This window comes from Pseudomonas sp. PS02290, assembly GCF_029960075.1.
In the GTDB taxonomy this organism is placed as follows: Bacteria; Pseudomonadota; Gammaproteobacteria; order Pseudomonadales; family Pseudomonadaceae; genus Aquipseudomonas.
Genome location: NZ_JASCOY010000006.1, coordinates 117,050 through 141,523, shown reverse-complemented (window position 1 = coordinate 141,523; position 24,474 = coordinate 117,050). Strand labels below are relative to the sequence as shown.

At 58.2% G+C, this 24,474-nt stretch carries 24 protein-coding genes; 14 read left to right on the top strand and 10 right to left on the bottom strand.

All coding sequences use genetic code 11. The annotated features are described in order from the left end of the window. From QMX88_RS05740 to QMX88_RS05725, 4 genes are all read right to left on the bottom strand, one after another. Positions 1 to 214 (bottom strand): hypothetical protein (locus QMX88_RS05740; RefSeq protein ID WP_282367151.1); only part of this gene is annotated, 214 nt, incomplete at its 3' end. 106 nt (positions 215 to 320) lie between these two features. Next, complete coding sequence (locus QMX88_RS05735) at positions 321 to 515, bottom strand: hypothetical protein (protein ID WP_282367149.1); 195 nt, start codon at positions 513 to 515, stop codon at positions 321 to 323. A 286-nt stretch (positions 516 to 801) separates the two neighbouring features. Then, the gene (locus QMX88_RS05730; protein WP_282367147.1) at positions 802 to 2,766 is read right to left on the bottom strand and encodes a hypothetical protein; all 1,965 of its coding nucleotides are present in this window, start codon (positions 2,764 to 2,766) and stop codon (positions 802 to 804) included. A gap of 20 nt (positions 2,767 to 2,786) precedes the next feature. After that, positions 2,787 to 3,584, bottom strand: a complete 798-nt coding sequence (locus QMX88_RS05725; RefSeq protein WP_282367145.1) for a hypothetical protein — start codon at positions 3,582 to 3,584, stop codon at positions 2,787 to 2,789. A gap of 312 nt (positions 3,585 to 3,896) precedes the next feature. Between QMX88_RS05725 and QMX88_RS05720 the strand changes: the two genes are divergently transcribed. The 3 genes from QMX88_RS05720 (at position 3,897) to QMX88_RS05710 (ending at position 10,127) form a co-directional block, all read left to right on the top strand. Next, a complete protein-coding gene (locus QMX88_RS05720) occupies positions 3,897 to 6,521 on the top strand; it encodes an autotransporter outer membrane beta-barrel domain-containing protein (protein ID WP_282367143.1) in 2,625 nt (874 codons plus the stop codon). A gap of 174 nt (positions 6,522 to 6,695) precedes the next feature. Then, the gene (locus QMX88_RS05715; RefSeq protein ID WP_282367140.1) at positions 6,696 to 8,942 is read left to right on the top strand and encodes an autotransporter outer membrane beta-barrel domain-containing protein; all 2,247 of its coding nucleotides are present in this window, start codon (positions 6,696 to 6,698) and stop codon (positions 8,940 to 8,942) included. Positions 8,943 to 9,233: 291 nt separating this feature from the next. Continuing rightward, positions 9,234 to 10,127: a PA4780 family RIO1-like protein kinase gene (locus QMX88_RS05710; protein ID WP_282367138.1), complete on the top strand. Its 894-nt coding sequence runs from the start codon at positions 9,234 to 9,236 to the stop codon at positions 10,125 to 10,127. A gap of 46 nt (positions 10,128 to 10,173) precedes the next feature. Here QMX88_RS05710 and QMX88_RS05705 read toward each other — a convergent pair whose 3' ends face one another. Next, the gene (locus QMX88_RS05705; protein ID WP_192173408.1) at positions 10,174 to 10,554 is read right to left on the bottom strand and encodes a hypothetical protein; all 381 of its coding nucleotides are present in this window, start codon (positions 10,552 to 10,554) and stop codon (positions 10,174 to 10,176) included. A gap of 155 nt (positions 10,555 to 10,709) precedes the next feature. Here QMX88_RS05705 and QMX88_RS05700 point away from each other — a divergent pair, with 155 nt between their 5' ends. Continuing rightward, complete coding sequence (locus QMX88_RS05700; protein ID WP_282367136.1) at positions 10,710 to 10,907, top strand: heavy-metal-associated domain-containing protein; 198 nt, start codon at positions 10,710 to 10,712, stop codon at positions 10,905 to 10,907. Between the two features lie 193 nt (positions 10,908 to 11,100). Here QMX88_RS05700 and QMX88_RS05695 read toward each other — a convergent pair whose 3' ends face one another. Then, positions 11,101 to 12,960 carry an Lnb N-terminal periplasmic domain-containing protein gene (locus QMX88_RS05695; protein WP_282367134.1) on the bottom strand — a complete coding sequence of 620 codons (1,860 nt, stop codon included), beginning with the start codon at positions 12,958 to 12,960 and terminating at the stop codon, positions 11,101 to 11,103. Positions 12,961 to 13,032: 72 nt separating this feature from the next. Further along, a complete protein-coding gene (locus QMX88_RS05690) occupies positions 13,033 to 13,521 on the bottom strand; it encodes a DUF3015 domain-containing protein (RefSeq protein WP_122535346.1) in 489 nt (162 codons plus the stop codon). Between the two features lie 280 nt (positions 13,522 to 13,801). On the opposite strand from QMX88_RS05690, the gene QMX88_RS05685 reads away from it, so the two are divergent. The 5 genes from QMX88_RS05685 (at position 13,802) to QMX88_RS05665 (ending at position 18,450) form a co-directional block, all read left to right on the top strand. After that, the gene (locus QMX88_RS05685; protein WP_192173405.1) at positions 13,802 to 16,234 is read left to right on the top strand and encodes a Lon protease family protein; all 2,433 of its coding nucleotides are present in this window, start codon (positions 13,802 to 13,804) and stop codon (positions 16,232 to 16,234) included. 185 nt (positions 16,235 to 16,419) lie between these two features. Further along, complete coding sequence (locus QMX88_RS05680) at positions 16,420 to 16,752, top strand: PA4575 family protein (protein WP_192173472.1); 333 nt, start codon at positions 16,420 to 16,422, stop codon at positions 16,750 to 16,752. A gap of 172 nt (positions 16,753 to 16,924) precedes the next feature. Further along, on the top strand, positions 16,925 to 17,413 hold the full coding sequence (locus QMX88_RS05675; protein WP_122535348.1) for a TIGR00645 family protein: 489 nt from the start codon (positions 16,925 to 16,927) through the stop codon (positions 17,411 to 17,413). 30 nt (positions 17,414 to 17,443) lie between these two features. Beyond that, positions 17,444 to 17,749 carry a DUF6482 family protein gene (locus QMX88_RS05670; protein WP_192173404.1) on the top strand — a complete coding sequence of 102 codons (306 nt, stop codon included), beginning with the start codon at positions 17,444 to 17,446 and terminating at the stop codon, positions 17,747 to 17,749. 83 nt (positions 17,750 to 17,832) lie between these two features. Then, a complete protein-coding gene (locus tag QMX88_RS05665; protein WP_282367123.1) occupies positions 17,833 to 18,450 on the top strand; it encodes an FKBP-type peptidyl-prolyl cis-trans isomerase in 618 nt (205 codons plus the stop codon). A 74-nt stretch (positions 18,451 to 18,524) separates the two neighbouring features. Here the strand turns inward: QMX88_RS05665 and QMX88_RS05660 are convergent, their stop codons facing one another. Beyond that, a complete protein-coding gene (locus QMX88_RS05660) occupies positions 18,525 to 18,767 on the bottom strand; it encodes a PA4570 family protein (RefSeq protein WP_192173403.1) in 243 nt (80 codons plus the stop codon). A 165-nt stretch (positions 18,768 to 18,932) separates the two neighbouring features. Next, entirely contained in the window at positions 18,933 to 19,901 is a 969-nt protein-coding gene (locus tag QMX88_RS05655) for a polyprenyl synthetase family protein (protein WP_192173402.1), read from the bottom strand. A gap of 239 nt (positions 19,902 to 20,140) precedes the next feature. Between QMX88_RS05655 and rplU the strand changes: the two genes are divergently transcribed. The 5 genes from rplU (at position 20,141) to QMX88_RS05630 (ending at position 23,929) form a co-directional block, all read left to right on the top strand. Continuing rightward, positions 20,141 to 20,455, top strand: a complete 315-nt coding sequence (gene rplU / locus QMX88_RS05650) for a 50S ribosomal protein L21 (protein WP_003176051.1) — start codon at positions 20,141 to 20,143, stop codon at positions 20,453 to 20,455. A 33-nt stretch (positions 20,456 to 20,488) separates the two neighbouring features. Next, a complete protein-coding gene (gene rpmA, locus QMX88_RS05645) occupies positions 20,489 to 20,761 on the top strand; it encodes a 50S ribosomal protein L27 (RefSeq protein ID WP_037015434.1) in 273 nt (90 codons plus the stop codon). A 241-nt stretch (positions 20,762 to 21,002) separates the two neighbouring features. Continuing rightward, on the top strand, positions 21,003 to 22,226 hold the full coding sequence (cgtA, locus tag QMX88_RS05640) for an Obg family GTPase CgtA (protein WP_282367114.1): 1,224 nt from the start codon (positions 21,003 to 21,005) through the stop codon (positions 22,224 to 22,226). Between the two features lie 85 nt (positions 22,227 to 22,311). After that, a complete protein-coding gene (proB, locus tag QMX88_RS05635) occupies positions 22,312 to 23,430 on the top strand; it encodes a glutamate 5-kinase (RefSeq protein ID WP_282367112.1) in 1,119 nt (372 codons plus the stop codon). A gap of 28 nt (positions 23,431 to 23,458) precedes the next feature. Then, the gene (locus tag QMX88_RS05630; protein ID WP_282367111.1) at positions 23,459 to 23,929 is read left to right on the top strand and encodes a CreA family protein; all 471 of its coding nucleotides are present in this window, start codon (positions 23,459 to 23,461) and stop codon (positions 23,927 to 23,929) included. A gap of 68 nt (positions 23,930 to 23,997) precedes the next feature. Here the strand turns inward: QMX88_RS05630 and rpsT are convergent, their stop codons facing one another. Next, positions 23,998 to 24,276, bottom strand: coding sequence for a 30S ribosomal protein S20 (rpsT, locus tag QMX88_RS05625; protein ID WP_037015424.1), 279 nt, complete (start codon positions 24,274 to 24,276; stop codon positions 23,998 to 24,000). Between the last annotated feature and the right edge of the window lie 198 nt (positions 24,277 to 24,474).

Below are 24,474 nucleotides of genomic sequence, written 5' to 3'. Positions count from 1 at the left end.
ACAGCTCGATGGTATCGCCCACGCGCGTCACGTCGGGCAGCTTGGCGGTCAGCATGACCGGACGCGTGGGGTCGGACAGTTGCAGATAACCCAGACCGCGGCGCGGGTTGTCTGGGGTGTCATCGAACGAGCTGAAGACCAGGGGGTTAAGTGCTCTGGGGCTGGCCGAGCCGTTTGGCTGACGGGGCGCGCGAGGGAGGTTTTCTATTTTCATGGGAATCGTCCTTGAAACGGCGATGTCGGGTTTCAGTATCGGGCGGTGTGGATAAGGTGTCTGCTGTCAGAAGTGACAGTGCTTGTTTGATGCATGATTGAATAAGTTAGGTGATGCTGTCGCCGACGCGTGTGACGTCAGGTAACTTCGCCACCAGCGGTACGGGTCGGGTTTCATCGAACAACTGCGCATACCCCAACCCGAGGCGCGGGTTATTGGGCGAGTCATCGATGGATGAGAACACCAACGGACTCAGAGCCTTGCCGCCTGCGGGATGGGTGGGGAGATTGTTGATGTTCATGTAGATCGTCCTTGATGTTGCGAGTGGGTGGATATCCTTCAAAGAGCTTGGACAGGCGATGGCTGGGATAAAGCTGCGTGGAAAAGGGGACTGATCTATTTACAGTGCTTCACCGTAAATTGATCTGTCTCCGGTCTATTGAATATGACCACTTACCGTCGCTAAACAGCATGCAGCAAATCTGATTCCGATTATGCAAAACTGTTTTTCTTATTGAACAGTTATGAATCGCTCAATGACATGCATCGAGCGATTCAATACCTGTTAGTGCAATCCCTGCACGTGCCTAGGGTTGAGCCGGAGGATTATCCAGCTCGCAAATCCCTCCGCCTACGTTAAGTGCCATGCGCACAAATTTAGACGGAGCTTGTACCAGCCCGGAATCATTACTGAGCGAGTAGTCCAGTGTCGCCCCATTGCGGCAGATCTGGTAAAGCAGTGACCACGGGAGGGCCAATTCAAAATGTCCGTTGGTAATCATCGCCTGGGTAATGGGGATATCAGACGCCTGCTGTCTCGTCGCCTCGATAGGGGCGCCAATAGGCACAATGGAATCACCGCTTACAAGGCCTACAAAGTTGTAGCTGAGTTTTGGAGACTTGGTGAGTTCGATATTTGAGACCCCGGCCAACGGGATTCGGAAAGTGGTGCCGTCCCATGTCACTCTGCGGACGATGATGTTGTTTGCATTCGCTTCAGGGAACTCACCTAGGGCAAGTGTCCCTTCGCCTGGCAACTCACCTGCAGAAGTGACCTTCACGATCGCTCTGGGCGACTCAACCGTCACAGCGTTTTGCGGGTCCAGTTGTCGGGTCACGGTGAAATAGATAGGGATGTCCCCCACGCCTACGGCCTCGATGACGGCGGCATAAGGAACATTGATGGTGATATTCGCTGGCTCATTGAGAGTAGTGACCGGCACAGCGGAAATCAGCGGAGCTCCGATGTTGCCATAGTAAAACTGGATGATGTCGCCTACCTTCCAAATCGGGTTGTTGTCCTTAACCCTGGCTCGATAAATCGTGACGACTGCGTCCTTGCCAAAGTCACCGGGCAGAATGGTATTGGCCGGGCTTGATCCGCACTTCAGTTCCGGCGGCTTGATGTAGTCGTGCTCAGGGGTTTCAGGATCGGGATCCGGGTCAGTGCCGCCGGGTGTTTCCAGGTTCACCGCAACAGTGGTAGCGGGAGAGTCGACCCGCTGGCCATCTGCTCTCCGGAGGATGTAGCTCACTGAGATGCTGTCGCCATTGCCGACGGCCAAAACGGTCGCGTAAGGCACAAGAATCGTCGTCAGAGTCGGAGTGTTGCCGACATCATTGGGCGTAAGCGTATAGGGCGGTAACGTGATGGCGCCCCATATGACGTAAATGTTGTCGCCGACGGCGGCACCATCATAAGTAGGGATATTCACGCCGACGTCGGGATAGGCGTCGGTGTAGGTAATCAGGGAGGTGTCGTCATATTCCGGCACAATCGGTGCTTTCAGTGTCGGCAGATTCAGAAAAACCGGAATCATCGTCAGCTCGGATAACTGACTGACGTTACCCGCGAAATCCTTGACTCTATAGCCAAACCATTTTTCGCCATCCGGCGCAGCCCTCAAGTCTGTTTCTGAAATACTGACGGCGGTTCGGCCTTTAGGCTCAGTGACCTCGAACGTCGGGGTAATGTAAACCACCGTGTTTTCGTCAGTGCCAAGCGACAGCTCCACGAAGTCATAGCGTTCACTTCCAAAAAACGGATCGACCCAAAATGGCAGCTGCCCGTTAATAATGTCAGCGACGGTGATGCCGGATTGCTGGGCTGGTGTAAAGTACAGTGGCGGAAGCTGAGCTCCCCCGGGGGCGAGTTGATCAAATCGGACCATTGTCGGGACCGGCGCGTACTGGCCATCCTCAGCAGCCGTATCGTAAAGATAATACGTCAAAGGGACTGACTCGTCGGTTTCCGGTAGAGGAAAATCTGATTTACGGAATAGCAGTGTAAATTCGGTAATGTTCGGGTCAGTCAAGTCGACTGTAGAAAGGTCCAGAGGCGTGCTGACCTCTGCCGTATTCACCGTGAGAACAATAGAGTCAGTGGATCTCATGGAGGCTGATTTTGGAACGATAACAGCGATGTCGTTGACTAAATCGGCGATTTTGATAATCCCTGTTGCGGGATCTGCTAGCGGAACAGTGACAGAGGGAAGGTCGGCCAGCGTCTTATTGGGGCTAATTGCACGTGCAAAAGCAGATAGCGTTGTCATGTTCGTGTCCTGCCTGGAAGTTAGTTGAGGTTCGTAAGTGCCAGATCGACTGACTTTTGGACATAGGGCGAAGGCGCAGAAATGTTGTTCAACTTATCTTTGAGCTGGTAGCCGAAGTAGCGAGTGCCCGTTCCGTCGAATGACGCACGAGGAAACTTCAGCTCAACGGAGTTGCCCGGCGCAATGGGTGATCCTGGTTCTCCGACCGTTACTGCAGAGTCGGGAATCAGAAACTGCGCTATCGATTCTGGTGTCGGCGGGGAATCGCTGGCCCATCCAGTGATCACATCGCCCGTTTCCATGCCATACCAGGCGTAAGCTTTGACGACCAGATTGCCTTCAACAAGGTTGTCTTCGGTGATCACGTCTCCCGCTACTTGACTAAAGTCCAAGGCTCTCATTGAGTCGCCTCCGGGTGGCTCACGGTCGAATATCACTTTCAAAGGTGCGCCTGAGCGGCTACTTTCCTGCGTTGCAGAGTCGAAGTACACATAGTCCAGTGAAACTTCAAAGTACTTACCCGGGGCAGGGTAATTGTCGTGGTCAATCGTAAATGCTGCCTTGAAATCAGGGTCCTGTGCTTGAGACTCCGTCACCGTTACCGTCTCTGAGGGCACAGTGTTGATATACAGCGTCAGGGTGTCGTCCTTCTTAAGCCCATCGAAGGTCGGTATCAACACTTTTAGGTCAACGGGTTCACCGTTTGCATCGTCCATCATCTCAGCCGGCACCCTTCCATCTTCGAGAAGGCCAGGGACTTCAACGGACGGAAGATCAGCCCTTGATTTGAGCGAGTTAAACTTCTTTTTCTGCTTCATTGCTGTGACTCCTTGTCATCCAATTTGCAATTGTCGGAGTGGTTGTAGCGGTTTAACGGTAACGACACGTTTGGAATCAGGCCACTGTCAATAATGACAGTCTGGCGCTAAGTGATTGATTGGCCTGGATAGAGTGTTTCGCGATAACGGTTATCGCGAAACAGTTAGTGAGTGGGTCTTTAACCTGGGGGGCTAACTTGACAGTCAGCTCGTGATCAACTTAGTTGGTTGTAGTGCTGCTGGAAAAACGCTGACGACGGTTTCGAAGTCGCGCCCATGGAAGTAATGCTTTGCACTCTGGGAGGAGGAAATATGAATTATCGCGAGTCAGGCTGCTCAGGTGTTAATTTGATACTGGCGCTTACGATACTTATATCCAGTGAGCAGGTCAGTGCTGTCACGCTTTCGCCGGGTAGATCCGCAACAGTTGAGCCTGGCGAACCGGCACAATCCTGGACATTAAACGCTGCGAGTCTGAATGTGAATCCGGGCGGGCAGACGCTGAATATTTTCACCAACGCCGGCTCCTCCGTTACTTTAAATGGCGCATCAGTTTCGGCAACGTCGTTGCGCGCACTGGTGTTGACCGAAAGCGACGCAGTCATCAATGACTCGACCCTGGTGTCCACCTCAAATACCGGGTTATCCGTGGTTCGCGGCGTCGACGACACCGTCCCCGGCTCCACAGCCACCGTCACCAACAGCAGTATTACCGCAGCGGGTCGGGGGCTGAATGTTTCGGGGGGCAGCACAGCCAGGGTCATCGGCTCTCAAATTACGGGCACCGGTGCAGTCGGTGCATCGATTGCGGGGGATGGCCTGGGGATTTCCCTCATCGGCGGAGAGGCCTTGCTTGAGGGCAGTCAGGCTACGGGAAGCACGCGCGGCGCTGGTTTGTTTTCCAATACTGAATTCACGACCGCGCCACATTTGGTGCTCGACGCCTCTACGCTGACTTCAGGTACGGGCAGTGCCATTCTGGTTGGCAATCTCGGCGCTACGCCCATGAACGCCGCGATCGAAGTGCTTAATGGCTCCACGCTGAATGCAGGTAACGGCGTATTGCTTGAGGTTGGGCTTGCGACGTCGCCTGCCGGCTCGACAACGGGTGCTGTCATCACGGTCGACGACAGCGACCTGACCGGGAACGTACAGGCGCTTGCCGGCTCGACTGCCGACATTGTGATGCGCAACGATGCCACGCTTACCGGGACAATGAGCAACATCAGCAGCCTCGACATGAACGCCAGCCGTGTGACGGGCAATCTGGTCGAGCTTTCAGGCTCCACCGCGCCTGTCTCGATGGCTGCGGGCTCGTCGTTCACCGGATCCATGACCAATATCGGCAGCCTCAACATCGATAACAGCCAGATGACCGGTGACATTGTTCAGGATGCCCAGACCCCTGCCGACCTGGCATTGACCAACGGAGGACGTCTGACAGGCACTGTGACGGGCGCGCGAAGCCTTTCGGTGGGCACCAACTCGACCTTCGACATGGTCAACGATTCGAACGTCGGGGCCCTGACGATGGACGGAGGCACCGTCAATTTACGCGGTGGCAATGGCGCGTTCCGAACGCTCAATGCCTCGACGCTGGCAGGCAACGGCACGTTCGCGATGGGCACTGATCTGGCAGGCCATCTGAGCGACCTGGTTAACATCACCGGGCAGGCAAGCGGCAGCCATGCGCTGAGCATCCGCAACACGGGTGTCGATCCGATCGAGGAAACCTACGCCCAGCAGGTCGTACACACCGGCAGCGGCCCTGCCACCTTCTCGGTCGTCGGGGGGCAGGTGGACGTCGGGACTTTCGTTTATCGGCTGGAACAGCGCGGGACCAATTGGTACCTCGCACAGGCCAGAACCGACACCGGTGGAGGCGGCGAAATTCCGGTTGATCCTGGCGAACCGGGTGGAGGCGGCGAAATCCCGGTTGATCCTGGCGAACCGGGTGGAGGCGGCGAAACTCCGGTCGATCCCGGCAATCCCGGCGGTGGCGGAGAAACACCGGGCGGCGACCCGATCATCAGCCCCAGTGCCCGGGCGGTGATCGGAATCTTCAGTGCGGCACCAACGGTGTGGTACGGCGAACTCAGCACATTGCGAAGCCGCATGGGCGAGCTGCGTAACGGCAATAAAGGCGGTGGTTTCTGGGCCCGTAGCTATGGCAACAAATACAACGTCTCGGCTCAGGATCAGGTGCATTACAGCCAGACCCAGCAGGGGATTTCGCTGGGTGTCGATACCGCCGTCCAAAGTGATGGCAAGTGGCTGATCGGTGTACTGGGCGGTTACAGCCGTTCTGACCTGGACATGAGGCTCGGCACGGACGGCGAAGTCGACAGTTACTACGCGGGTGTCTACAGCACCTGGCTGTCAGACAGCGGCTATTACGTCGATGCCATCATCAAGGCCAACCGCTTCAGGAACAAAGCCGATGTGCGCATGAGCGACGGGGTCAAGGCCAAAGGCAATTATGACAATCACGGCGTGGGTGGCTCGGTGGAGGTCGGCAAGCATATCGACTGGGGTGACGGCTGGTTCGTTGAGCCCTATGGCCAAGCCTCGGCGCTGTGGGTCAGCGGGGAGGACTACGGCCTGGACAACGGCCTGCAAGCCAGAAGCAATAATGCTGACTCGCTGCTCGGAAAGGTCGGCACTCATGTTGGACGCATGATTCCCATCAAGTCGGGCGGTTTTGTCCAGCCATACGTAAAAGTTGCGCTGGCCCATGAGTTCGCCCGCAGCAATGAGGTGCGCGTCAATCGCACCACCTTCAGCGATGATCTGTCCGGGAGTAGGGGTGAGCTGGGCGCAGGCATTGCAGCGCAAATCACTGAGGTCATGCAGTTGCATGCCGATGTTGATTACGGCACCGGCAAGAATATTGATCAGCCATGGGGCGTGAACGTAGGGCTTCGATACGTATGGTGAGCACTTCCTTGGTGAGCATTCCGAGTTGAAGCAGCGAAGCCGGTTGGGCCTATTTGAGTAACGGCGTGTGTCATTTAGGGAAACTTCCTACAACTGCTGACGAAATGCCTGAACTCGTTCTGTAGTCCTTTTCTATCCAATGTGCCCTCGATTATTCCCTGGATTGAGAGGCACATGAAGCGGTTAGAGAAGCAAGTAGGTTGGGCGGTACTGGCGTTGAGTTCGGTATCGATGAACATCAATGCGGCACCTATCACCGTTCCGCCCGGGCAGACGGTTGAAATCGGCGAAGGAAGCGGGGTCTTCGAGTTCAATCTGAACGCCTCGGGCCTGATGATCAGTGCGGGCGGTGAGACTGGCCGCATTTTTGCCGATTCCAAGTCCTGGCTCGAGATGGACCGCGGCAAGATCACCGCAACAGGCGCACCTGCCGTTGCGCTTTTCAATAGCAGCGCTGTCATCAATGACAGCGTCATCATCGCCTCCGCCAATCCCGCGAACCCAGGCGCCAGCAGTTTCGGCATCCGCCTGTCGGGCTTCGAGCAGGCCTCCAGCGCTCAGGTCAGCAACAGCTTTGTGTCCGGGATCGATCGCGGCATCAACGTGACGGACAGCGCGACATTGGTGCTGAGCAACTCTCGCGTAGAGGGGCACGCAGGCAGTTCCGGCAGCGGCTTTGTCACTGGCGGGGCAGGTCTGGTGGTGGCAGGGGCCTACGCGTCGATCAACCAGAATAGTCTGGTGCAAGGCGACAACAATGGCCTGGTCACCTGGGCTGATGCAACTGGGGCGCTGGAGGTATCGCCACGTACGGAAGTCGATAATTCCACGATTGCAGGGATCCATGGCAGTGCGATTGTCATCACCCATTCAGGGAGCGCCGACAAGGACGTGTTTGTGGATATCCGCAACCATTCCACGCTGTCCGGGGGCAATGGCGTTGCGCTGGAAATCACAAACGACGCAACGGGCTATGTCGGTGTGGACAACAGCCAACTGGTTGGCGATGTGCAGGTCGCGCAGGGATCCACCGGGCACTTTACGCTTTCCAACAACGCCAGCCTGACCGGCAACATCGCCAACGCCACATCGCTCGCAGTCGATAACACCTCCAGCTGGGTGATGGAAGGTGATTCCAGTGTCGGCAAACTCGACTTGAACGGTGGCTCGGTTGACCTTCGCGGCACGACGGAAGGTTTCCACACGCTCAGCGTTAACCAGTTGTCTGGCTCGGGTACATTCGCCTTGGGCACTGACCTGGCGGCCCAACAGGGAGACTTCCTGAACGTAGCTGGCAGCGCGACGGGCACGCATCGGCTGCTGGTGCAGAACAGCGGGATCAATCCACTCCAAGGTGCGTCACCTCAACAGATCGTCCACACCGGCAGCGGCGATGCGCAGTTTTCGCTGATCGGCGACAAGGTCGATTTTGGCACCTATGCCTACCAGTTGGAGCAACAGGAAAACGCCACCGGCGGTGCTGACTGGTCGCTGGTGCAAACCAGTGAAGTGTCGGCCGGCTCGCGCTCGGTGATGGGCCTGTTCAGCGCAGCGCCGACCGTGTGGTATGGCGAATCCGCCACCTTGCGCAGCCGCATGGGCGAGTTGCGCAACGGCGACGATCAGGGCGGCGGCTGGATGCGCGCCTACGGCAACAAATACAACATGTCCGCAGGCGGTGGCGTGGCGTACCGGCAGAGCCAGCAGGGTCTCTCATTCGGTGCCGACGCTCCCCTGCCTGCCAGCAACGGCCAGTGGCTGGTGGGTCTGATGGGCGGTTACAGCAAGTCCGACCTGGACCTGCAGGAAGGCACCACCGGAAAGGTCGACAGTTACTACGTCGGCGCCTACACCACGTGGCTCGCGGATGACGGCTTCTACGTGGACGCACTGATCAAGGCCAACCGGTTCCAGAACTCGTCGGACGTGGTGATGCGTGATGGCGAAAAATCCAAGGGCGACTACACCAACCACGGCGTGGGTGTCTCGATCGAAGCGGGCAAGCACATCAAGCTGAATGACGGATGGTTCGTCGAGCCGTTCGCGCAGGGTTCCGCGCTGTGGGTCAGTGGTCAGGACTACGATCTGGACAACGGTATGCAGGCCAGCAGCAATCAGGCTGACTCGCTGTTGGGCAAAGTGGGGACGCAGGTCGGTCGCACATTCCCGCTGGATAAAGGCGGCTTCGTACAGCCTTACGTGAAAGTGGCCGCAGCTCATGAGTTTGTCAGCAGCAATCAGGTGAGCATTAACGGAAACCGCTTCCATAATGATCTTTCTGGTTTCCGTGGTGAACTGGGCGCGGGCGTCGCGGCGCAACTGACGGACGTCCTGTCTGTGCATGCGGATGTGGACTACATGAAGGGCAGCAATATTGAGCAGCCTTGGGGCGTGAATGTCGGCGCTCGCTATAACTGGTGACGCGACGCAACTCATGACCGAATGACGAAGGAGCTGCTGATGGCCCCTTTTTTAGTCTTCGTTTAATTTGGCAATGGGCGGCCTTCTTTTCCTTGCAAACAAGTCTGGGCAGCATCAGGTTTATGGTGCTCTGCGCGCCTTGGCTCGGGGCGGCACAAAAACTGCTTCACCCAGTCGGGACAACGGCCGACCCTCAACTCAATCGGCCTACCCCCTACTCGCTGGCAGAGGATTGCCGTATAACGAGCAACAATCGCGTGTTCGGCAACGAAGGACCCAGAATAAAAGCTGATGAAGACTCCAAAACGCATTGAACCCCTGATCGAAGACGGTCTGGTCGACGAGGTGCTGCGCCCGCTCATGAGCGGTAAAGAGGCAGCTGTTTATGTGGTGCGCTGTGGCAATGAGCTTCGGTGTGCCAAGGTTTACAAGGAGGCCAACAAACGTAGTTTCCGTCAGGCAGCGGAATATCAGGAAGGCCGCAAGGTCCGCAACAGCCGCCAGGCCCGCGCCATGGCCAAGGGTTCGAAGTTCGGCCGCAAGGAAACCGAAGACGCGTGGCAGAACGCCGAAGTGGCGGCTCTGTTCCGTCTGGCAGGCGCCGGCGTGCGAGTGCCCAAACCGTACGACTTCCTTGAGGGCGTACTGCTCATGGAGCTGATCGCCGATGAATACGGTGATGCCGCGCCTCGTTTGAATGACGTGACACTGGAGCCCGATCAGGCGCGCGAGTACCACGCGTTCCTGATTCAGCAGATCGTGCTGATGTTGTGTACCGGTCTGGTGCATGGTGACCTGTCCGAGTTCAATGTGCTGCTCACGCCTACCGGCCCGGTCATTATTGACTTGCCGCAAGCGGTGGATGCTGCGGGCAACAACCATGCGTTCACGATGCTGGAGCGCGACGTCGGGAACATGGCGTCCTACTTTGGCCGCTTTGCGCCTGAGCTCAAGAAGACTCGCTACGCCAGGGAAATGTGGTCTTACTACGAAGCCGGCACCTTGTCGCCCGCAACAGTACTGACCGGCGAATTTGACGAGCCAGAAGAGGACGCTGACGTCGGGGGTGTGCTGCGCGAGATTGAAGCGGCACGGCTAGATGATGCAAGGCGTCAGGCAGCACGTGCTGCAGACGACGCGCCACCTAACAAGTCCGAAGAACCGCCTCCGCCCTGGATGCAGTAATCGACCCAGAAAAAACCCGGCTCAGGCCGGGTTTTTTCATTGGCGGCTAGTAATTTAAATCCGCCTTCTTCAAGTACATCCCGTTCGGACCCGAAGCGATGCGGTATTTCAAAACGTCACCCGCATTGATGTGCAGACGCGTGTTGTTCTGCGCTTCGATGCCTGGCGAGCAGCCCGGCGTCTGACCCGGGAGCACACGCAAGCGCACCGACACATCGCCTGCAGGCAGATTAAATGAGCGCGACTCCTCCTGGTACAGACGGCCGACCAGTTGGTCCTGCATGAAGATTCCGATTTCGCAGGAGGTGGAAACCTCCAGGCGCTCGCGGGAAATGATCAGCACGCCGTAGTCCTGATCGGCATGAGCCCAGGATGCGCACGCCAACAGGCCGGCGAAACCTGCAATACGAAAGGCTGACCAGCGCATGACTGATTCTCCTGATATGACGGTTGTAGGCGCACTCTGGCGCAGAGTGCAGATGAATGCCAGCCCGGCAGATCCCCCGGAAACTTGACCTTGCCCCGACGGGAAGGTCTTAGATGGCGCCATCACGTATTTTCGATGAGAAGAGGAGTTAGCACATGCAGGTATTCAACGTTCAAGGCATGACCTGCGCGCATTGCGTGCGCGCCGTTACTGGCGCCATTCAGGGGCAAGACCCCACGGCGCAGGTGCAGGTTGATCTGGCGACGGGCGAGGTCAGGGTACAAAGCCAGCTTGTGCCTGAGCAGGTGGTCGGATTGATTGAGGAAGAGGGCTATACCGCAGCAGTGGTCTGACGCGGATTCCATAGGCGTTTTCGCCGCCCACGCCGCACCGTTGCGCAGCAAGCGCTGCCCATGTGGGAGTGAGCTTGCCCACGAAGACGGTATTTCAGCCAAAGAAGATTTAGCGGATGTACGGACCTCTTCGCGAGCAAGCTCGCTCCTACACTCATCTCTCGTCAGATAAATCTGCGGCTGAGAGCACTACTCAATAGTGATACCACTTAAGCTCCAGCATCACTTCATTCACTGGCGAGGTCAGCTGGCTAAAATCCCGCTGCGCACTCAGCCGTAGGCCAAGGTTGCGCGACAGCTCCCACTGCTGGTTGAGGCTGATGTTGCGCCGCACTTCGCCGTTGGTGAAGTAATCGCCCTTGGTTTCCAGGCTGAAGTTACCCAGCGGATTACGCCACAGCACGCCGGTGTTGAAGCCCGCCGCCGGCGAAACCAGCGCGGAGAAATCGTTGTTGTGCTCGACTCGCACCGTTCCCATGGCGAAGCCCAGCACGTCATCCCCCAGCTTCCAGGTACCACCCGCGCCGCCGTTGACGTGACTGACCAGGTTTTCGTCGCCATGCTTGCCCAACACCCGCTCAAGGCCACCCGCCACTTGCCAAGACCAGGGCTGCAACAGCTCGTTGCGCGGTGTCAGCGAGCGGATGGTCGCCAGATCGAGCCGCTGCACCTGCCAGTGGCTGTCTTCGTACTGGCGCAGCTTGAGCTGCAGAATCTCGATCTGCGCGCCCAGCGGGAAGCCGTACGCGTTGTCGTTCAAATCGTGATACGCCATGCGCAGGCCGTATTCGGCGAACGCCTTGTCATCCCGCGTGCCCGCACCCAGTTGCCACGTGCGCGACTCATGCCCGTCTTCCGGCAGCCCCGGGCGCTCAATCTCCAGGGCAGGCGGCGGATTGGTGCTGATTGCGCGCAGCAAGTCATAGCTGCGTTGCGCGCTGGTAGGGTCACGCTCCTGGCCGTTGGCGCGATACCGCTCCAGCCTGTAGGCCGCGTCCTGAATCAACGCGCGACGTTCCTTCGGCAGCGCGATGTATTCGGGGCCCTGCATTTGCTTCTGGTCCGCACTGACTTTCAACACCCATTGTTGCTCGTCGTGGTTCAACGGCTCGGCGCGGCTCAGCAGTTCGCGCTCCCTGGACGGGCGATAGTCGATCTTTTCGACCAGACCCGCTTCCTTCACCGCGCGCACGGTGTCCGTGGGGATCGCCGTCAGACGAAACTGCGGCGTCAGGTCCAGGCTCGGGCGAGCCACCTGAAGCAGCTCAAGCAGGCGATAGGAGCAGTTCTCGTCGAAGAAGAAATACCCGAAGCGGATCTGTTTGAGTTCCCACACGTGCTCGACCATGCGCCGGGTTTCTTCCGGCGTCAGATTGAGGCGGTATTCCCACAGATCGCGGTTCTCCAGGCTGCGGTATTCAGAAAGCTTTTCCTGGTACGGAACCAGTGCGAACAGCCCGGGGTAGCCGCCCGCCAGGCCTTTCCATGCGTACAAAATGCTGTTGTCGGAGCCCTCGATGTAGGCGCCGAAATTGATCGCGTAGCTGAGCAAAGCGGTCTTGTTCGCCTGCACGTCGGCCTGATCGATGCGCAGCAGCGTGTGGCCGAACATGGACGACGGGCTGTTGAGGTACGCCGCCGGGAAAATCAGCACAGTGCTGTCCGGGGCCACATCGGAAAACCATTTGTTGAATTCTTTGCAGTCGACCGCAGGCAAATCGGTCAGCTTCAATTCGTCACGCAAAAAGCGCGTGCGGGAGGGGTAGACGCATTGCGGGTGGGCGTTTTCCTGGCCTTGAGTGACAGGACGGTAGATCGCCTCAAGCGTCGCGGCCAACTCGGCTTTGGGATCATGGGCGCCGTTCTGGGCGAGGAAAAACTTCGGGTCATCGACATAACTGCGCCAGCCACCCAGCTTGCCGGCTTCGTAGTGACCGATGGAGATCCAGAACCTGGAATTGGCCAGTTGCTGCAAACGATCATTGTCGACGTGAGGCGCGGCGTACAGCGGGGCGCAGACACAGAGCACCAGCCAGGCAAGGCGTTTGAGCATAGATTGGCAACTAGTCAGAAGTGGGCAGGGCGGAGAACCTGCCTTCCGGGGAGGAAGGCAGGCGGCACGACTTTAAGCTTGGGTCGCGTATTTAGCCAGAGTCGGATCGTTCTTCAGCACGTCGATGGTGTTGGTGTGAACATCTTCAGCAGTGGCGTCGGCCTTGGTGAAGATCTGCTGATAGTGCTCGTGGGTGACTGCGGCGAAATGCGCACGGTCTTCCGGTGCAACGCCCAACACGACCGCGTACGTGGTCAGTGCTTCGCCTTGACCCATGGCCATGTCTTTGGAGAGCTCGTCCATCATGCCGTTCATGGCAATCCAGGATTTGCCGCCGTAGGTCAGCGCGCTGTTGGTGGAGCAACCGTTGGTGCCCGAGGTCATGCCGAAGGTGGCGTTGCCCGAAGTACCGTTGGTGGTGGAAGCGAGGAAGTGAGCTGGAGTGCCGCGTTGACCTTCAAACAGCATGTTGCCCCAGCCGCAGTCCGGACCGCCAGGAGCTTGAGCCATGGCGTTGATGGACACAGCGGCGAAGAGAGTACCAAGAAGAATCCGTTTCATAGCTTTAGTCTCTGTTGTTTCAACCAAGGGTCGGATTCCTGGCCGGAAGGGCGCCAGGGCGGACCGGTTATTTAAATTGTTACCGGTCGCGCAAGTTGGAGTTTAGGCACGATATGAACGTTCCGTGAGTAAATGCAGATTGTTGTGTGTAATCCGCCTCCGCCGGGTGTGTAGGCCGGTTCCTCATACGGAAAAGCGATCAGGTGGTTCATGCCTTGCCAGTGCGGTGCGGCGAGCGCCAGAATGCGCCCATCTGCCCCGCCTGATGTAAGGATGTCCGATGCCCGATTCTGTTGCTGCCAGCTTGCGACTTGCGCCCGAAGCGCTGACCCGTCCCTTTTCCGCTGAACAGTTCAGCTTCACGACAACCAACGATCTGGAACCCTTTCGCGGCGTACTCGGCCAGGAGCGCGCGGTCGAAGCCCTGCAATTCGGCGTCGCCATGCCGCGCCCTGGTTACAACGTGTTCGTCATGGGCGAGCCCGGCACCGGCCGCTTCTCCTTCGTCAAGCGCTACCTCAAGGCCGAAGCCAAGCGCATGCAGACGCCGTCGGACTGGGTGTACGTCAATAATTTCGATGACGCCCGTGAGCCGCGCGCCCTTGAACTGCCGCCCGGCAGCGCCAGTGCGTTCATTGCCGACATCAACGGACTGATCGACAACCTGCTGTCGACGTTTCCTGCGGTGTTCGAGCATCCGTCCTACCAGCAGAAGAAGAGCTCGATCGACCGCGCCTTCAATCAGCGCTACGACCGCGCCCTCGATGTCATCGAACGTCTTGCGCTGGAAAAGGACATCGCGCTGTACCGCGACAACACCAACATTGCGTTCACCCCGATGCTCGAAGGCAAGGCGCTGGACGAGGCCGAGTTTTCGCAATTGCCGGAAGCCGAGCGCGAGCGTTTTCACACCGATATTTCGACGCTGGAAGAGCGGTTGAATGAGGAGCTCGCCAGCCTGCCGCAGTGGAAGCGCGAGTCCAACAACCAGATGCGTGAGCTCAATGAAGAGACCATCATCCTCGCGCTTCAGCCTTTGCTGGCACCGTTGTCCGAGCAGTACGCCGAGAACGCAGCGGTGTGCGCCTACCTTCAGGCAGTGCAGGTCAATCTGCTCAGGACCGTGGTCGAGCAACTCGTCGACGACAGCAAAACCGATGCCCAGGCGCGCAAGCTGCTCGAAGAGCAATACTGCCCGAGCCTGATGGTCGGGCATTCCGCCAGCGGCGGCGCGCCGGTGGTATTCGAGCCGCACCCGACCTACGACAACCTGTTCGGTCGCATCGAATACAGCACCGACCAAGGCGCGCTTTACACCACCTATCGTCAGCTGCGCCCCGGAGCATTTCACCGGGCCAACGGCGGTTTTCTGGTGCTGGAAGCCGAGAAAATGCTCAGCGAGCCATTCGTGTGGGACGCGCTGAAGCGCTCCCTGCAATCGCGCAAACTGAAAATGGAAGCGCCGCTGGGTGAACTGGGTCGTCTGGCCACCGTAACGCTGACCCCGCAGACCATCCCGCTGCAGGTCAAAGTCATCATCATTGGCGCGCGGTCGCTGTATTACACGCTGCAGGACCTAGATCCGGACTTCCAGGAAATGTTCCGGGTGCTGGTGGATTTCGATGAAGACATTCCGATGGTCGACGAGAGCCTGGAGCAGTTCGCCCAGTTGCTCAAAACCCGGACCTCGGAGGAGGGCATGGCGCCGCTGACGGCGGACGCAGTCGCGCGCCTTGCCACGTACAGCGCGCGCCTCGCCGAGCACCAGGGGCGCTTGTCGGCGCGCATCGGTGATCTGTTCCAACTGGTCAGCGAGGCGGACTTCATCCGCAGTGTGGCCGGTGACGAGCGCACTGACGCCGGGCACATCGAGCGCGCGTTGAAAGCCAAGGCCACCCGCACCGGTCGTGTGTCCGCGCGGATTCTCGACGACATGTTGGCCGGCATCATCCTGATTGACACCCAGGGCGCGGCGGTCGGCAAGTGCAACGGGCTGACGGTGCTGGAAGTGGGTGATTCGGCGTTCGGTGTGCCGGCGCGCATCTCGGCGACGGTTTACCCGGGCGGTAGCGGCATCGTCGACATCGAGCGTGAAGTCAACCTGGGCCAGCCGATTCACTCCAAAGGGGTAATGATCCTCACCGGTTATCTGGGCAGCCGTTACGCCCAGGAATTCCCGCTGGCCATTTCCGCGAGCATCGCGCTGGAACAGTCCTACGGCTACGTCGATGGCGACAGCGCTTCCCTCGGCGAGGTCTGCACGCTGATTTCCGCACTGTCGAAAACCCCGCTCAAACAGTGTTTCGCTATCACCGGATCGATCAACCAGTTCGGCGAAGTCCAGGCGGTCGGCGGCGTCAACGAGAAGATCGAAGGCTTCTTCCGACTCTGCGAAGCCCGAGGTCTTACGGGCGATCAAGGCGCGATCATTCCCCACGCCAACGTCGCCACGCTGATGCTGGACGAGCGCGTGCTGCAAGCCGTGCGCGCGGGGCAGTTCCACGTGTACGCCGTGCGTCAGGTGGATGAGGCGCTGAGTCTGTTGGTCGGCATGCCGGTGGGTGAAGCGGACGAGGACGGTCAATTCCCCGATGATTCGGTGAACGGCAGGGTGGTGGACCGCCTGCGCGACATCGCTGAAATGCTCAGCGACGACGACCTCAAAGAGCTCGAAAAGGAGGCGCCACAATTACAGCCCGAGCTGAAAAGCTAGGCCTTTGACGTCAATGAAACGGGGCGTTTGATGGCCAAATGACCATTCGGCGCCCTTTTCGTTTTCGCGCTTTTCCAACGGGGTAGTTGTTCGATATTGTCGGGTTGCAGCAGTTGTCAAAGGGACTGACGCGTTTCCTTCGTTATGCGAAGGATATGAATACTGCAATCAATAAGGAGCTCGCCATGCCGCGCAGCCTCTGCCTCACTCGCCAATGCCTGGGTCTGGTGACCCGAATCGAATGTGTTGTTCGCCCGCTGTCAGGCGATAAAGGAATGTGGACCTTGCTGTTCGCCGCCGGGATGTCTGGCGAACAGCCCTCCGCACTCAAGGCTCAGGGGCCTTTTCATGGACCGGTTGCTGCCGAATCGGTCCTTGATGCCATTGCCGAAAGCCTCCTGCTGCATGGCTATCAAACGGCGGAGGAGATCCCGATCTGGGGGCTTCACCTTCAGGGGGAGCTGCGAAGAATCAACAGCGACGCCGCCGTGGGTCAGCGGACGTCTCCCGCCAACTGACCCCCTTCATCTCGAGGCGCTCCGCGTCTGCTTTCTACGGTCTGCAGGCGCGGATTTGTCGAGCTTTCCCTGTGCCCGTTCGGGCGTTATTGTTTCAACTCTTTTCGCAGTGGGTTGTGCTAATCGGCCCTCGCCCTATACTCGCGAGCTTTTAAATTATCAGTGAGCTTCAATGGAACGTTTTATCGAAAATGCCATGTACGCATCCCGCTGGTTGCTGGCGCCGATCTACTTTGGTTTGTCTCTGGGACTGCTGGCGCTGGCGCTGAAGTTTTTCCAGGAAATCTTCCATATCATCCCCAACGTATTCGCGCTGGCCGAATCTGACCTGATCCTGGTGCTGCTGTCGTTGATCGACATGGCGCTGGTCGGTGGTTTGCTGGTCATGGTGATGATCTCCGGCTACGAGAACTTCGTGTCGCAGCTGGACATCGACGAAGGCAAGGAAAAGCTCAACTGGCTGGGCAAGATGGATTCTTCGTCCCTGAAGATGAAAGTCGCCGCGTCCATCGTCGCGATTTCGTCCATTCACCTGTTGCGGGTGTTCATGGACGCCAAGAACATCGAGCCGCAGTACCTGATGTGGTACGTGATCATCCACATGACCTTTGTTGTGTCGGCCTGCGCCATGGGCTTTCTGGACAAAGTCACCAAGCACTGATCGACTTCCTGCGACCCGCGAGGATTTGCCATGAACCTTCAGGAACTCATTTCCCACGCCAGCACCGGAGGTGTTGAAGAGCTCAATCTGATCTCCATCGAAGGCGGCATTTACTTGCTGGAAGCCAGGATGCAGGGCGTCGCGCATCGTTTGGTCGATGCGCAGAACAAGGCATTGCACCTGCGCTCAGTCGAGCACGCACGCGAACTGCTGCAGCCGGTTGCGCCGATGCCGTTCAATCTGGTCCACGCCGTGGTTCACGACGAGATGTGCGGCGTGAACGACGACCTGAATCAAGACGTCAAAATCCCCCTGGCTTTTCGATCCGCGTGGTAGAGGTTACGGGTATTACGCTTTGTGCTAGGCTGCCCGGCCTTTAAATACGGGCGCCCGAGGGCGCTCTTCAGCGGAGCAGTCTCATGTCCGAAGTCAATCTGTCCACCGACGAAACTCGCGTCAGCTACGGTATTGGCCGTCAACTGGGCGACCAACTGCGTGACAACCCGCCACCGGGCGTCGATCTGGACGCTATTCTGGCTGGCCTGACCGACGCTTTCGCCGGCAAGCCGAGCCGTGTTGGCCAGGAAGAAATGAGCGCGAGCTTCAAAGTCATCCGCGAAATCATGCAAGCCGAAGCAGCAGCCAAAGCTGAAGCAGCAGCTGGCGCAGGCAAGGAATACCTGACTGAAAACGCCAAGCGTGATGGCGTGACCACTCTGGCCTCCGGTCTGCAATATGAAGTGATCACTGCGGGCGAGGGCGCTCAACCGACCCGCGAAAGCAACGTGCGCACCCATTACCACGGCATGCTGATAGACGGTACTGTGTTTGACAGCTCCTACGATCGTGGCGAGCCGGCTGAATTCCCGGTTGGCGGCGTGATTCCAGGCTGGACCGAAGCTCTTCAACTGATGAAGGCCGGCAGCAAATGGCGCCTGTACGTTCCTAGCGAACTGGCCTACGGCGCTCAAGGCGTTGGCAGCATTCCGCCACACAGCGTCCTGGTCTTCGACGTCGAGCTGCTCGACGTTCTGTAAGGTTCACGATTCACGCTCGACAGATGCCGAGTCAGCCCCGCGCTGGCTCGGCATCGTCGTTTTATCTGTTCTCATCAATGCAGTTCAATGGCCGGGCGCAATGCCCGCGCATAGCAGAACAGAAACAGACTTCGCACCATCTCCTTCTGAACACCGGGTTCGCTTGAGCTCAAGCTGCTGACATCCAGATCCCCCTGATCACGCAACTCGTCGAGCGCCTCTTCCTCCAGCACTGCACACACTTTGCCCGTCTCGCGATCCAGAATGCGAAGGTAGGGCTGTGGGCGATCAAGCCAGGCATCAATCAGATACGTCATGTGATTCTCCTGAGTGTTTCAATGAGAATAATTCTTATCTGAGGAATAGCAAGGATCTATTTGAGATTAATTCGCATTAGAGCGTTAGGTCTATCAAACGGTCCTGAATCGCAGGCAACAAAAAGCCCGTCACGTGGACGGGCGTTCGGTGGAGCAGGGCAGCGGTCAGTGCGTGCGCGCGACCGCAAATTCACTCAGCTCGACGAGGGCGTCGCGGTAGATGCTCGGGGGCAGCACATCCAGGCAGGCAATGGCGCGAGCAATGTAGTCGCGTGCAAGCTGGGCTGTGTATTCGAGGGCGCCTGACTTTTCCACAGCATCGCGGATGCTTTCGAGATCTTCCAGGCCGCCCTTCTGAATGGCCTGACGAACCAGCGCGGCTTGTTCAGGGGTGCCTTCACGCATGGTGTAGATCAGCGGCAGGGTAGGCTTGCCTTCGGCGAGGTCGTCGCCGACGTTCTTGCCGAGGGTTTCGGCGTCGCCGCGATAGTCCAGCAGGTCGTCGACCAACTGGAAAGCGACCCCCAGATGATCACCAAAGGTGCGCAGTGCTTCGCTTTGCTCGGGACCGGCATTGGCCAGTGCGGCGGCGCTGTGGGTCGATGCTTCGAAGAGCATCGCGGTTTTGCCGCGGATGACCTCCATGTAGGTTTCTTCGGTGGTGCTGGCGTCGCGCACTTTGGACAACTGCAACACTTCGCCTTCCGCGATAACCCGGGTAGCCTTCGACAGGATCTGCATCACCTGCATCGAGCCCAGTTCGACCATCATCTCAAACGAGCGCGAATACAGAAAATCCCCTACCAGCACGCTCGGTGCGTTGCCCCACATCGCGTTGGCGGTCGAGCGGCCACGGCGCATGCCGGACATGTCGACAACGTCATCGTGCAGCAGGGTAGCGGTGTGCAGGAATTCGATGGTTGCGGCCAACAGGCGCAAGTCATCACCGCCAGAGCCCAGCGCTTTGCCGCATAACAGAACGAGCAACGGGCGCAGGCGTTTACCGCCAGCAGAAGTGATGTAGTCGCCGATTTTGGAGACCAGCGGCACGCGCGATGTCAGCTGCTTCTTGATAATGTGGTCGACGGCGGTAAAGTCGTCTGCCACAGCGGTGTAGAAGGCTTGGGGTTGCATCAGCGAGACGTGCTCCAGAAGGGTTGCGCGGCATGCTAGGTTGCAGGCCCCACCCTGTCAAGGCGTGACATAACGCAGCTTGCAAGGCGTTGATCGCTTGCGTACAATCGCGCACCCTAACTTCCTGGGCAGCACCTGCCTTACGCAATTGCATGTCGGCCTTCCAGCCTTGTGCAGCCATGCCAGCCAATACCTCTTCCTATAAAGAGCTGGGTGAGCAGGATTATCGGAGATACACCATGTCTTATGCAGTAATCGTTACTGGCGGCAAGCAATACAAGGTCGCCCCAGGTGAATACCTGAAGATTGAGAAACTGGAAATCGCTACCGGCGAATCCGTTACCTTTGATCGCGTTCTGTTGGTTGCCAATGGCGACGACGTGAACATCGGCGCTCCAGTTGTTGCAGGCGCTACCGTTGTGGCTGAAGTGATCTCCCAAGGTCGTCACGATAAAGTCCGCATCATCAAGTTCCGTCGTCGTAAGCACCACATGAAGCGTATGGGCCACCGCCAGTGGTACACCGAGATCAAAATCACCGGTATTCAGGCTTAATTTCAGCCTAATCCTCACTAGGAGAATTGACTCATGGCACACAAAAAAGCTGGTGGTAGTACCCGTAACGGTCGCGATTCAGAAGCCAAACGCCTTGGCGTGAAGATGTATGGCGGCCAGGTTATCGTTCCGGGCAACATCATCGTGCGTCAGCGCGGCACCCAATTCCACGCTGGCTACGGCGTTGGTATGGGCAAGGATCACACCCTGTTCGCTAAAGTCGAAGGCGTGATCAAGTTCCAGGTTAAAGGCGCCTTCGGTCGTCGCTATGTAAGCATCGTGCCAAAGACTGAAGTCGCGGCATAATCTTGCGTTCAGGGGGTGTGAGGGCCTGACCTTCACGCCTCCTGAGCTGAAAAGCCCTGTCGATGACAGGGCTTTTTCGTTTGTAGAAGGTCCTGTTTCTGGTGAGTCTCTTGCAAAGCTGTTTGTGTGGGCCGTTGTGGTGTGAAGTCGCTGGTTTTTGATCGGTATCGCAACGCTCATCTTTGCAAGAGCCTTATGAATCAATGTTGTTTGCTCGTCTTTGTGACGGGAGGCGTGCGCTATGAAATTTGTTGATGAAGTATCCATTCGAGTAAAGGCCGGTGATGGCGGTAACGGTTGCATGAGCTTCCGCCGCGAAAAATTCATCGAGAACGGTGGTCCCAACGGCGGTGATGGTGGTGACGGCGGCTCGATCTACATGATCGCTGACGAAAACCTCAACACCCTGGTCGACTACCGCTACACCCGCCATTTCGACGCCGAGCGCGGTTCGAACGGCGGCAGCACCGACTGCACCGGTCGCAAGGGTGAAGAGCTGGTGTTGCGCGTACCGGTCGGCACCACCGTGATCGACGCCGGTACCCAAGAGGTCATCGGTGACCTGACCAAGGCCGGTCAGCGTCTGCTGGTGGCCCATGGTGGCTGGCACGGTCTGGGTAACACGCGTTTCAAATCCAGTACCAACCGTGCGCCGCGTCAGACCACTCCGGGCAAGCCGGGTGAGCAGCGTGACCTCAAGCTGGAGCTGAAAGTACTGGCTGACGTCGGTCTGCTCGGTTTGCCGAATGCCGGCAAGAGCACGTTCATTCGTTCGGTATCGGCTGCCAAGCCAAAGGTCGCCGATTACCCGTTCACTACGCTGGTGCCGAACCTGGGCGTTGTCAGTGTCGATCGCTGGAAAAGCTTTGTCATCGCCGATATTCCCGGCTTGATCGAAGGCGCTTCCCACGGTGCCGGTCTGGGGATTCGCTTCCTCAAACACCTGGCGCGTACACGTCTGCTGCTGCACCTCGTCGACATGGCGCCGCTGGATGAAAGCAGTGCGCCGGATGCCGCTGAAGTCATCGTCAACGAGCTGGTCAAGTTCAGCCCTGCGCTGGCTGACCGTGATCGCTGGCTGGTGCTGAACAAGTGCGACCAGATCCTCGAAGAAGAGCATGAAGCCCGCAAGCAGGAGATCATTGATCGCCTGGAGTGGACCGGCCCTGTCTACGTGATCTCGGCCATCGCCAAAGAAGGCACCGATCGCCTGACACACGACATCATGCGCTACCTCGAAGACCGCGCTGACCGTCTGGCCAATGACCCGGCCTACGCTGCCGAGCTGGCTGAGCTGGATCAACGCATCGAGGACGAAGCCCGTGCCCAGCTGCAGGCGCTGGATGATCAGCGTGCTCTGCGCCGTAGCGGCGTGAAGAGCGTGCATGACATCGGCGATGACGATTGGGATGAGGAGGACGTGGAAGACGAAGATGGTCCGGAAATCATTTACGTCCGCGACTGATCGACTGCAGTAAACTACGACGCCGCTCTTGAAGCGGCGTTTTAGTATCTAGAATTCGGACTCTCTGGCTTAAGGTTGAAAGATCATGCGGAGCAAGGTGACAGGTGCCCAGCGTTGGGTGGTGAAGATCGGAAGTGCGCTGCTGACGGCGGACGGCAAGGGTCTGGATCGCAACGCGATGGGTGTTTGGGTCGAGCAGATGGTGGCCCTGCATGAGGCGGGTGTCGAACTGGTCCTGGTGTCGTCCGGCGCGGTAGCGGCCGGCATGAGCCGTCTGGGCTGGACTGCGCGACCGAGTGCCATGCATGAGCTTCAGGCTGCTGCAGCGATTGGTCAGATGGGTCTGGTGCAGGCGTGGGAGTCGAGCTTTGCCGAGCATCAGCGGCACACCGCGCAGATTCTGCTCACCCACGACGATCTGTCTGACCGCAAGCGCTACCTCAATGCACGAAGCACGCTGCGCACTCTGGTTGAGCTGGGCGTCGTCCCTGTCATCAATGAAAACGACACGGTCGTCACCGACGAGATCCGTTTTGGTGACAACGACACCCTGGCGGCGCTGGTGGCCAACCTGGTTGAAGCCGACCTATTGGTCATCCTGACTGACCGTGACGGCATGTTCGATGCCGACCCTCGCAACAATCCTGAAGCGCAGCTCATTTATGAAGCCCGCGCCGATGATCCCGCCCTTGATGCAGTGGCCGGCGGCACCGGCGGTGCGCTGGGTCGTGGTGGCATGCAGACCAAATTGCGTGCTGCACGACTCGCCGCTCGTTCCGGCGCGCACACCGTGATTGTGGGTGGTCGCATCGAGCGTGTCCTTGCGCGTTTGAAGGCCGGTGAGCGATTGGGCACGTTGCTGTCCCCGGAGCGCGAGATGCTCGCGGCTCGCAAGCAGTGGCTGGCCGGGCATCTGCAAACCCGTGGCACGCTGGTGCTGGACGAGGGCGCGGTGAAGGCATTGACCGAAAGCCACAAGAGCCTGTTGCCAGTCGGCGTCAAGCTGGTGCAGGGCAGCTTTCGTCGCGGCGAGATGGTCGTGTGCGTGGCGGCTGACGGTCGCGAGATCGCTCGCGGTCTCAGCAATTACAGTGCGCTCGAGGCGCAGAAGATCATCGGCCTGCCCTCTGACGCCATTGTCAAAGAGTTGGGTTACATGGCTGAGCCTGAGCTCGTGCATCGTGACAACCTGATTCTGGTCTGAAGTGCATTATCAAAAGAAGGAAGCATACATGCGAGTCATGAAAGGGCTGGTAGGCGCGTTACTGATGTTGCCAGTGCTGGCGTCGGCTGAAGAGATCGGCCAGGTATCGACCGTGTTCAAGATGGTCGGTCCGAACGATCGGATCGTGGTCGAAGCTTTCGACGACCCCAAAGTCGATGGCGTGACGTGCTATCTGTCCCGCGCGAAGACCGGTGGGGTGAAGGGCGGTCTGGGTCTGGCTGAAGATCGTGCAGAGGCGTCCATCGCTTGTCGGCAGGTCGGTCCCATTCACTTCAAGGAGCAATTGAAGGACGGTGACGAGGTGTTCAAGGAGCGGACTTCGCTGGTGTTCAAGACCATGCAGGTCGTGCGATTCCTCGACAAAAAGCGCAACACGCTGGTGTACCTCGTCTACAGCGACAAGGTGATCGAGGGCAGTCCGCAGAATGCCGTGACCGCGATCCCGATTCTGCCGTGGGCGCCTGCTCCCGCGCCTTGATGCTGAAGCGTCAAATCGAAGGCAATAAAAAACCGACCCTGAGGTCGGTTTTTTAACAAGCGGATCGCTTAGGCTGCAGCAGCAAGGTTCAGAGCCTTGATGTGGCCATTCAAGCGACCTTTATGGCGAGCAGCTTTGTTCTTGTGGATGATGCCTTTATCGGCCATACGGTCGATAACTGGCACGGCCAGAACATAAGCAGCTTGCGCTTTTTCAGCGTCTTTAGCGTCGATGGCTTTAACTACATTCTTGATGTAGGTACGAACCATGGAACGCATGCTGGCGTTGTGGCTGCGACGCTTCTCAGCCTGTTTTGCACGTTTTTTGGCGGAAGGTGTGTTGGCCACCGTCGAGCTCCTCGAAAGACTTGGGAAATAGCTAACAAAATAGGCCGCGAATCATGCCGATGAGATTGACGCTTGTCAAGGGCAGTTGATGCGTTCCGCTGAGTGGTCGCGGTGTGGTGCCGAGGTGATTTCTTTCCGGCGTGCGACCTGTAAACTCGCGGGCTTTGGCTCTGAGCTGTTTTGCGGCGCGGAGTATCG

Excerpts from the sequence above, each read along its gene's own strand:
- QMX88_RS05700 (WP_282367136.1), top strand. The coding sequence starts at position 10,710 with ATGCAGGTATTCAACGTTCAAGGCATGACCTGCGCGCATTGCGTGCGC.
- QMX88_RS05725 (WP_282367145.1), bottom strand. The coding sequence starts at position 3,584 with ATGAAGCAGAAAAAGAAGTTTAACTCGCTCAAATCAAGGGCTGATCTT.
- QMX88_RS05690 (WP_122535346.1), bottom strand. The coding sequence starts at position 13,521 with ATGAAACGGATTCTTCTTGGTACTCTCTTCGCCGCTGTGTCCATCAAC.
- QMX88_RS05660 (WP_192173403.1), bottom strand. The coding sequence starts at position 18,767 with ATGACGTATCTGATTGATGCCTGGCTTGATCGCCCACAGCCCTACCTT.
- proB (WP_282367112.1), top strand. The coding sequence starts at position 22,312 with ATGCGGAGCAAGGTGACAGGTGCCCAGCGTTGGGTGGTGAAGATCGGA.
- QMX88_RS05715 (WP_282367140.1), top strand. The coding sequence starts at position 6,696 with ATGAAGCGGTTAGAGAAGCAAGTAGGTTGGGCGGTACTGGCGTTGAGT.
- QMX88_RS05710 (WP_282367138.1), top strand. The coding sequence starts at position 9,234 with ATGAAGACTCCAAAACGCATTGAACCCCTGATCGAAGACGGTCTGGTC.
- QMX88_RS05675 (WP_122535348.1), top strand. The coding sequence starts at position 16,925 with ATGGAACGTTTTATCGAAAATGCCATGTACGCATCCCGCTGGTTGCTG.
- QMX88_RS05670 (WP_192173404.1), top strand. The coding sequence starts at position 17,444 with ATGAACCTTCAGGAACTCATTTCCCACGCCAGCACCGGAGGTGTTGAA.
- QMX88_RS05730 (WP_282367147.1), bottom strand. The coding sequence starts at position 2,766 with ATGACAACGCTATCTGCTTTTGCACGTGCAATTAGCCCCAATAAGACG.
- QMX88_RS05735 (WP_282367149.1), bottom strand. The coding sequence starts at position 515 with ATGAACATCAACAATCTCCCCACCCATCCCGCAGGCGGCAAGGCTCTG.
- QMX88_RS05655 (WP_192173402.1), bottom strand. The coding sequence starts at position 19,901 with ATGCAACCCCAAGCCTTCTACACCGCTGTGGCAGACGACTTTACCGCC.
- QMX88_RS05680 (WP_192173472.1), top strand. The coding sequence starts at position 16,420 with ATGCCGCGCAGCCTCTGCCTCACTCGCCAATGCCTGGGTCTGGTGACC.
- rpmA (WP_037015434.1), top strand. The coding sequence starts at position 20,489 with ATGGCACACAAAAAAGCTGGTGGTAGTACCCGTAACGGTCGCGATTCA.
- QMX88_RS05665 (WP_282367123.1), top strand. The coding sequence starts at position 17,833 with ATGTCCGAAGTCAATCTGTCCACCGACGAAACTCGCGTCAGCTACGGT.
- cgtA (WP_282367114.1), top strand. The coding sequence starts at position 21,003 with ATGAAATTTGTTGATGAAGTATCCATTCGAGTAAAGGCCGGTGATGGC.
- QMX88_RS05630 (WP_282367111.1), top strand. The coding sequence starts at position 23,459 with ATGCGAGTCATGAAAGGGCTGGTAGGCGCGTTACTGATGTTGCCAGTG.
- QMX88_RS05685 (WP_192173405.1), top strand. The coding sequence starts at position 13,802 with ATGCCCGATTCTGTTGCTGCCAGCTTGCGACTTGCGCCCGAAGCGCTG.
- QMX88_RS05695 (WP_282367134.1), bottom strand. The coding sequence starts at position 12,960 with ATGCTCAAACGCCTTGCCTGGCTGGTGCTCTGTGTCTGCGCCCCGCTG.
- QMX88_RS05705 (WP_192173408.1), bottom strand. The coding sequence starts at position 10,554 with ATGCGCTGGTCAGCCTTTCGTATTGCAGGTTTCGCCGGCCTGTTGGCG.
- QMX88_RS05720 (WP_282367143.1), top strand. The coding sequence starts at position 3,897 with ATGAATTATCGCGAGTCAGGCTGCTCAGGTGTTAATTTGATACTGGCG.
- rplU (WP_003176051.1), top strand. The coding sequence starts at position 20,141 with ATGTCTTATGCAGTAATCGTTACTGGCGGCAAGCAATACAAGGTCGCC.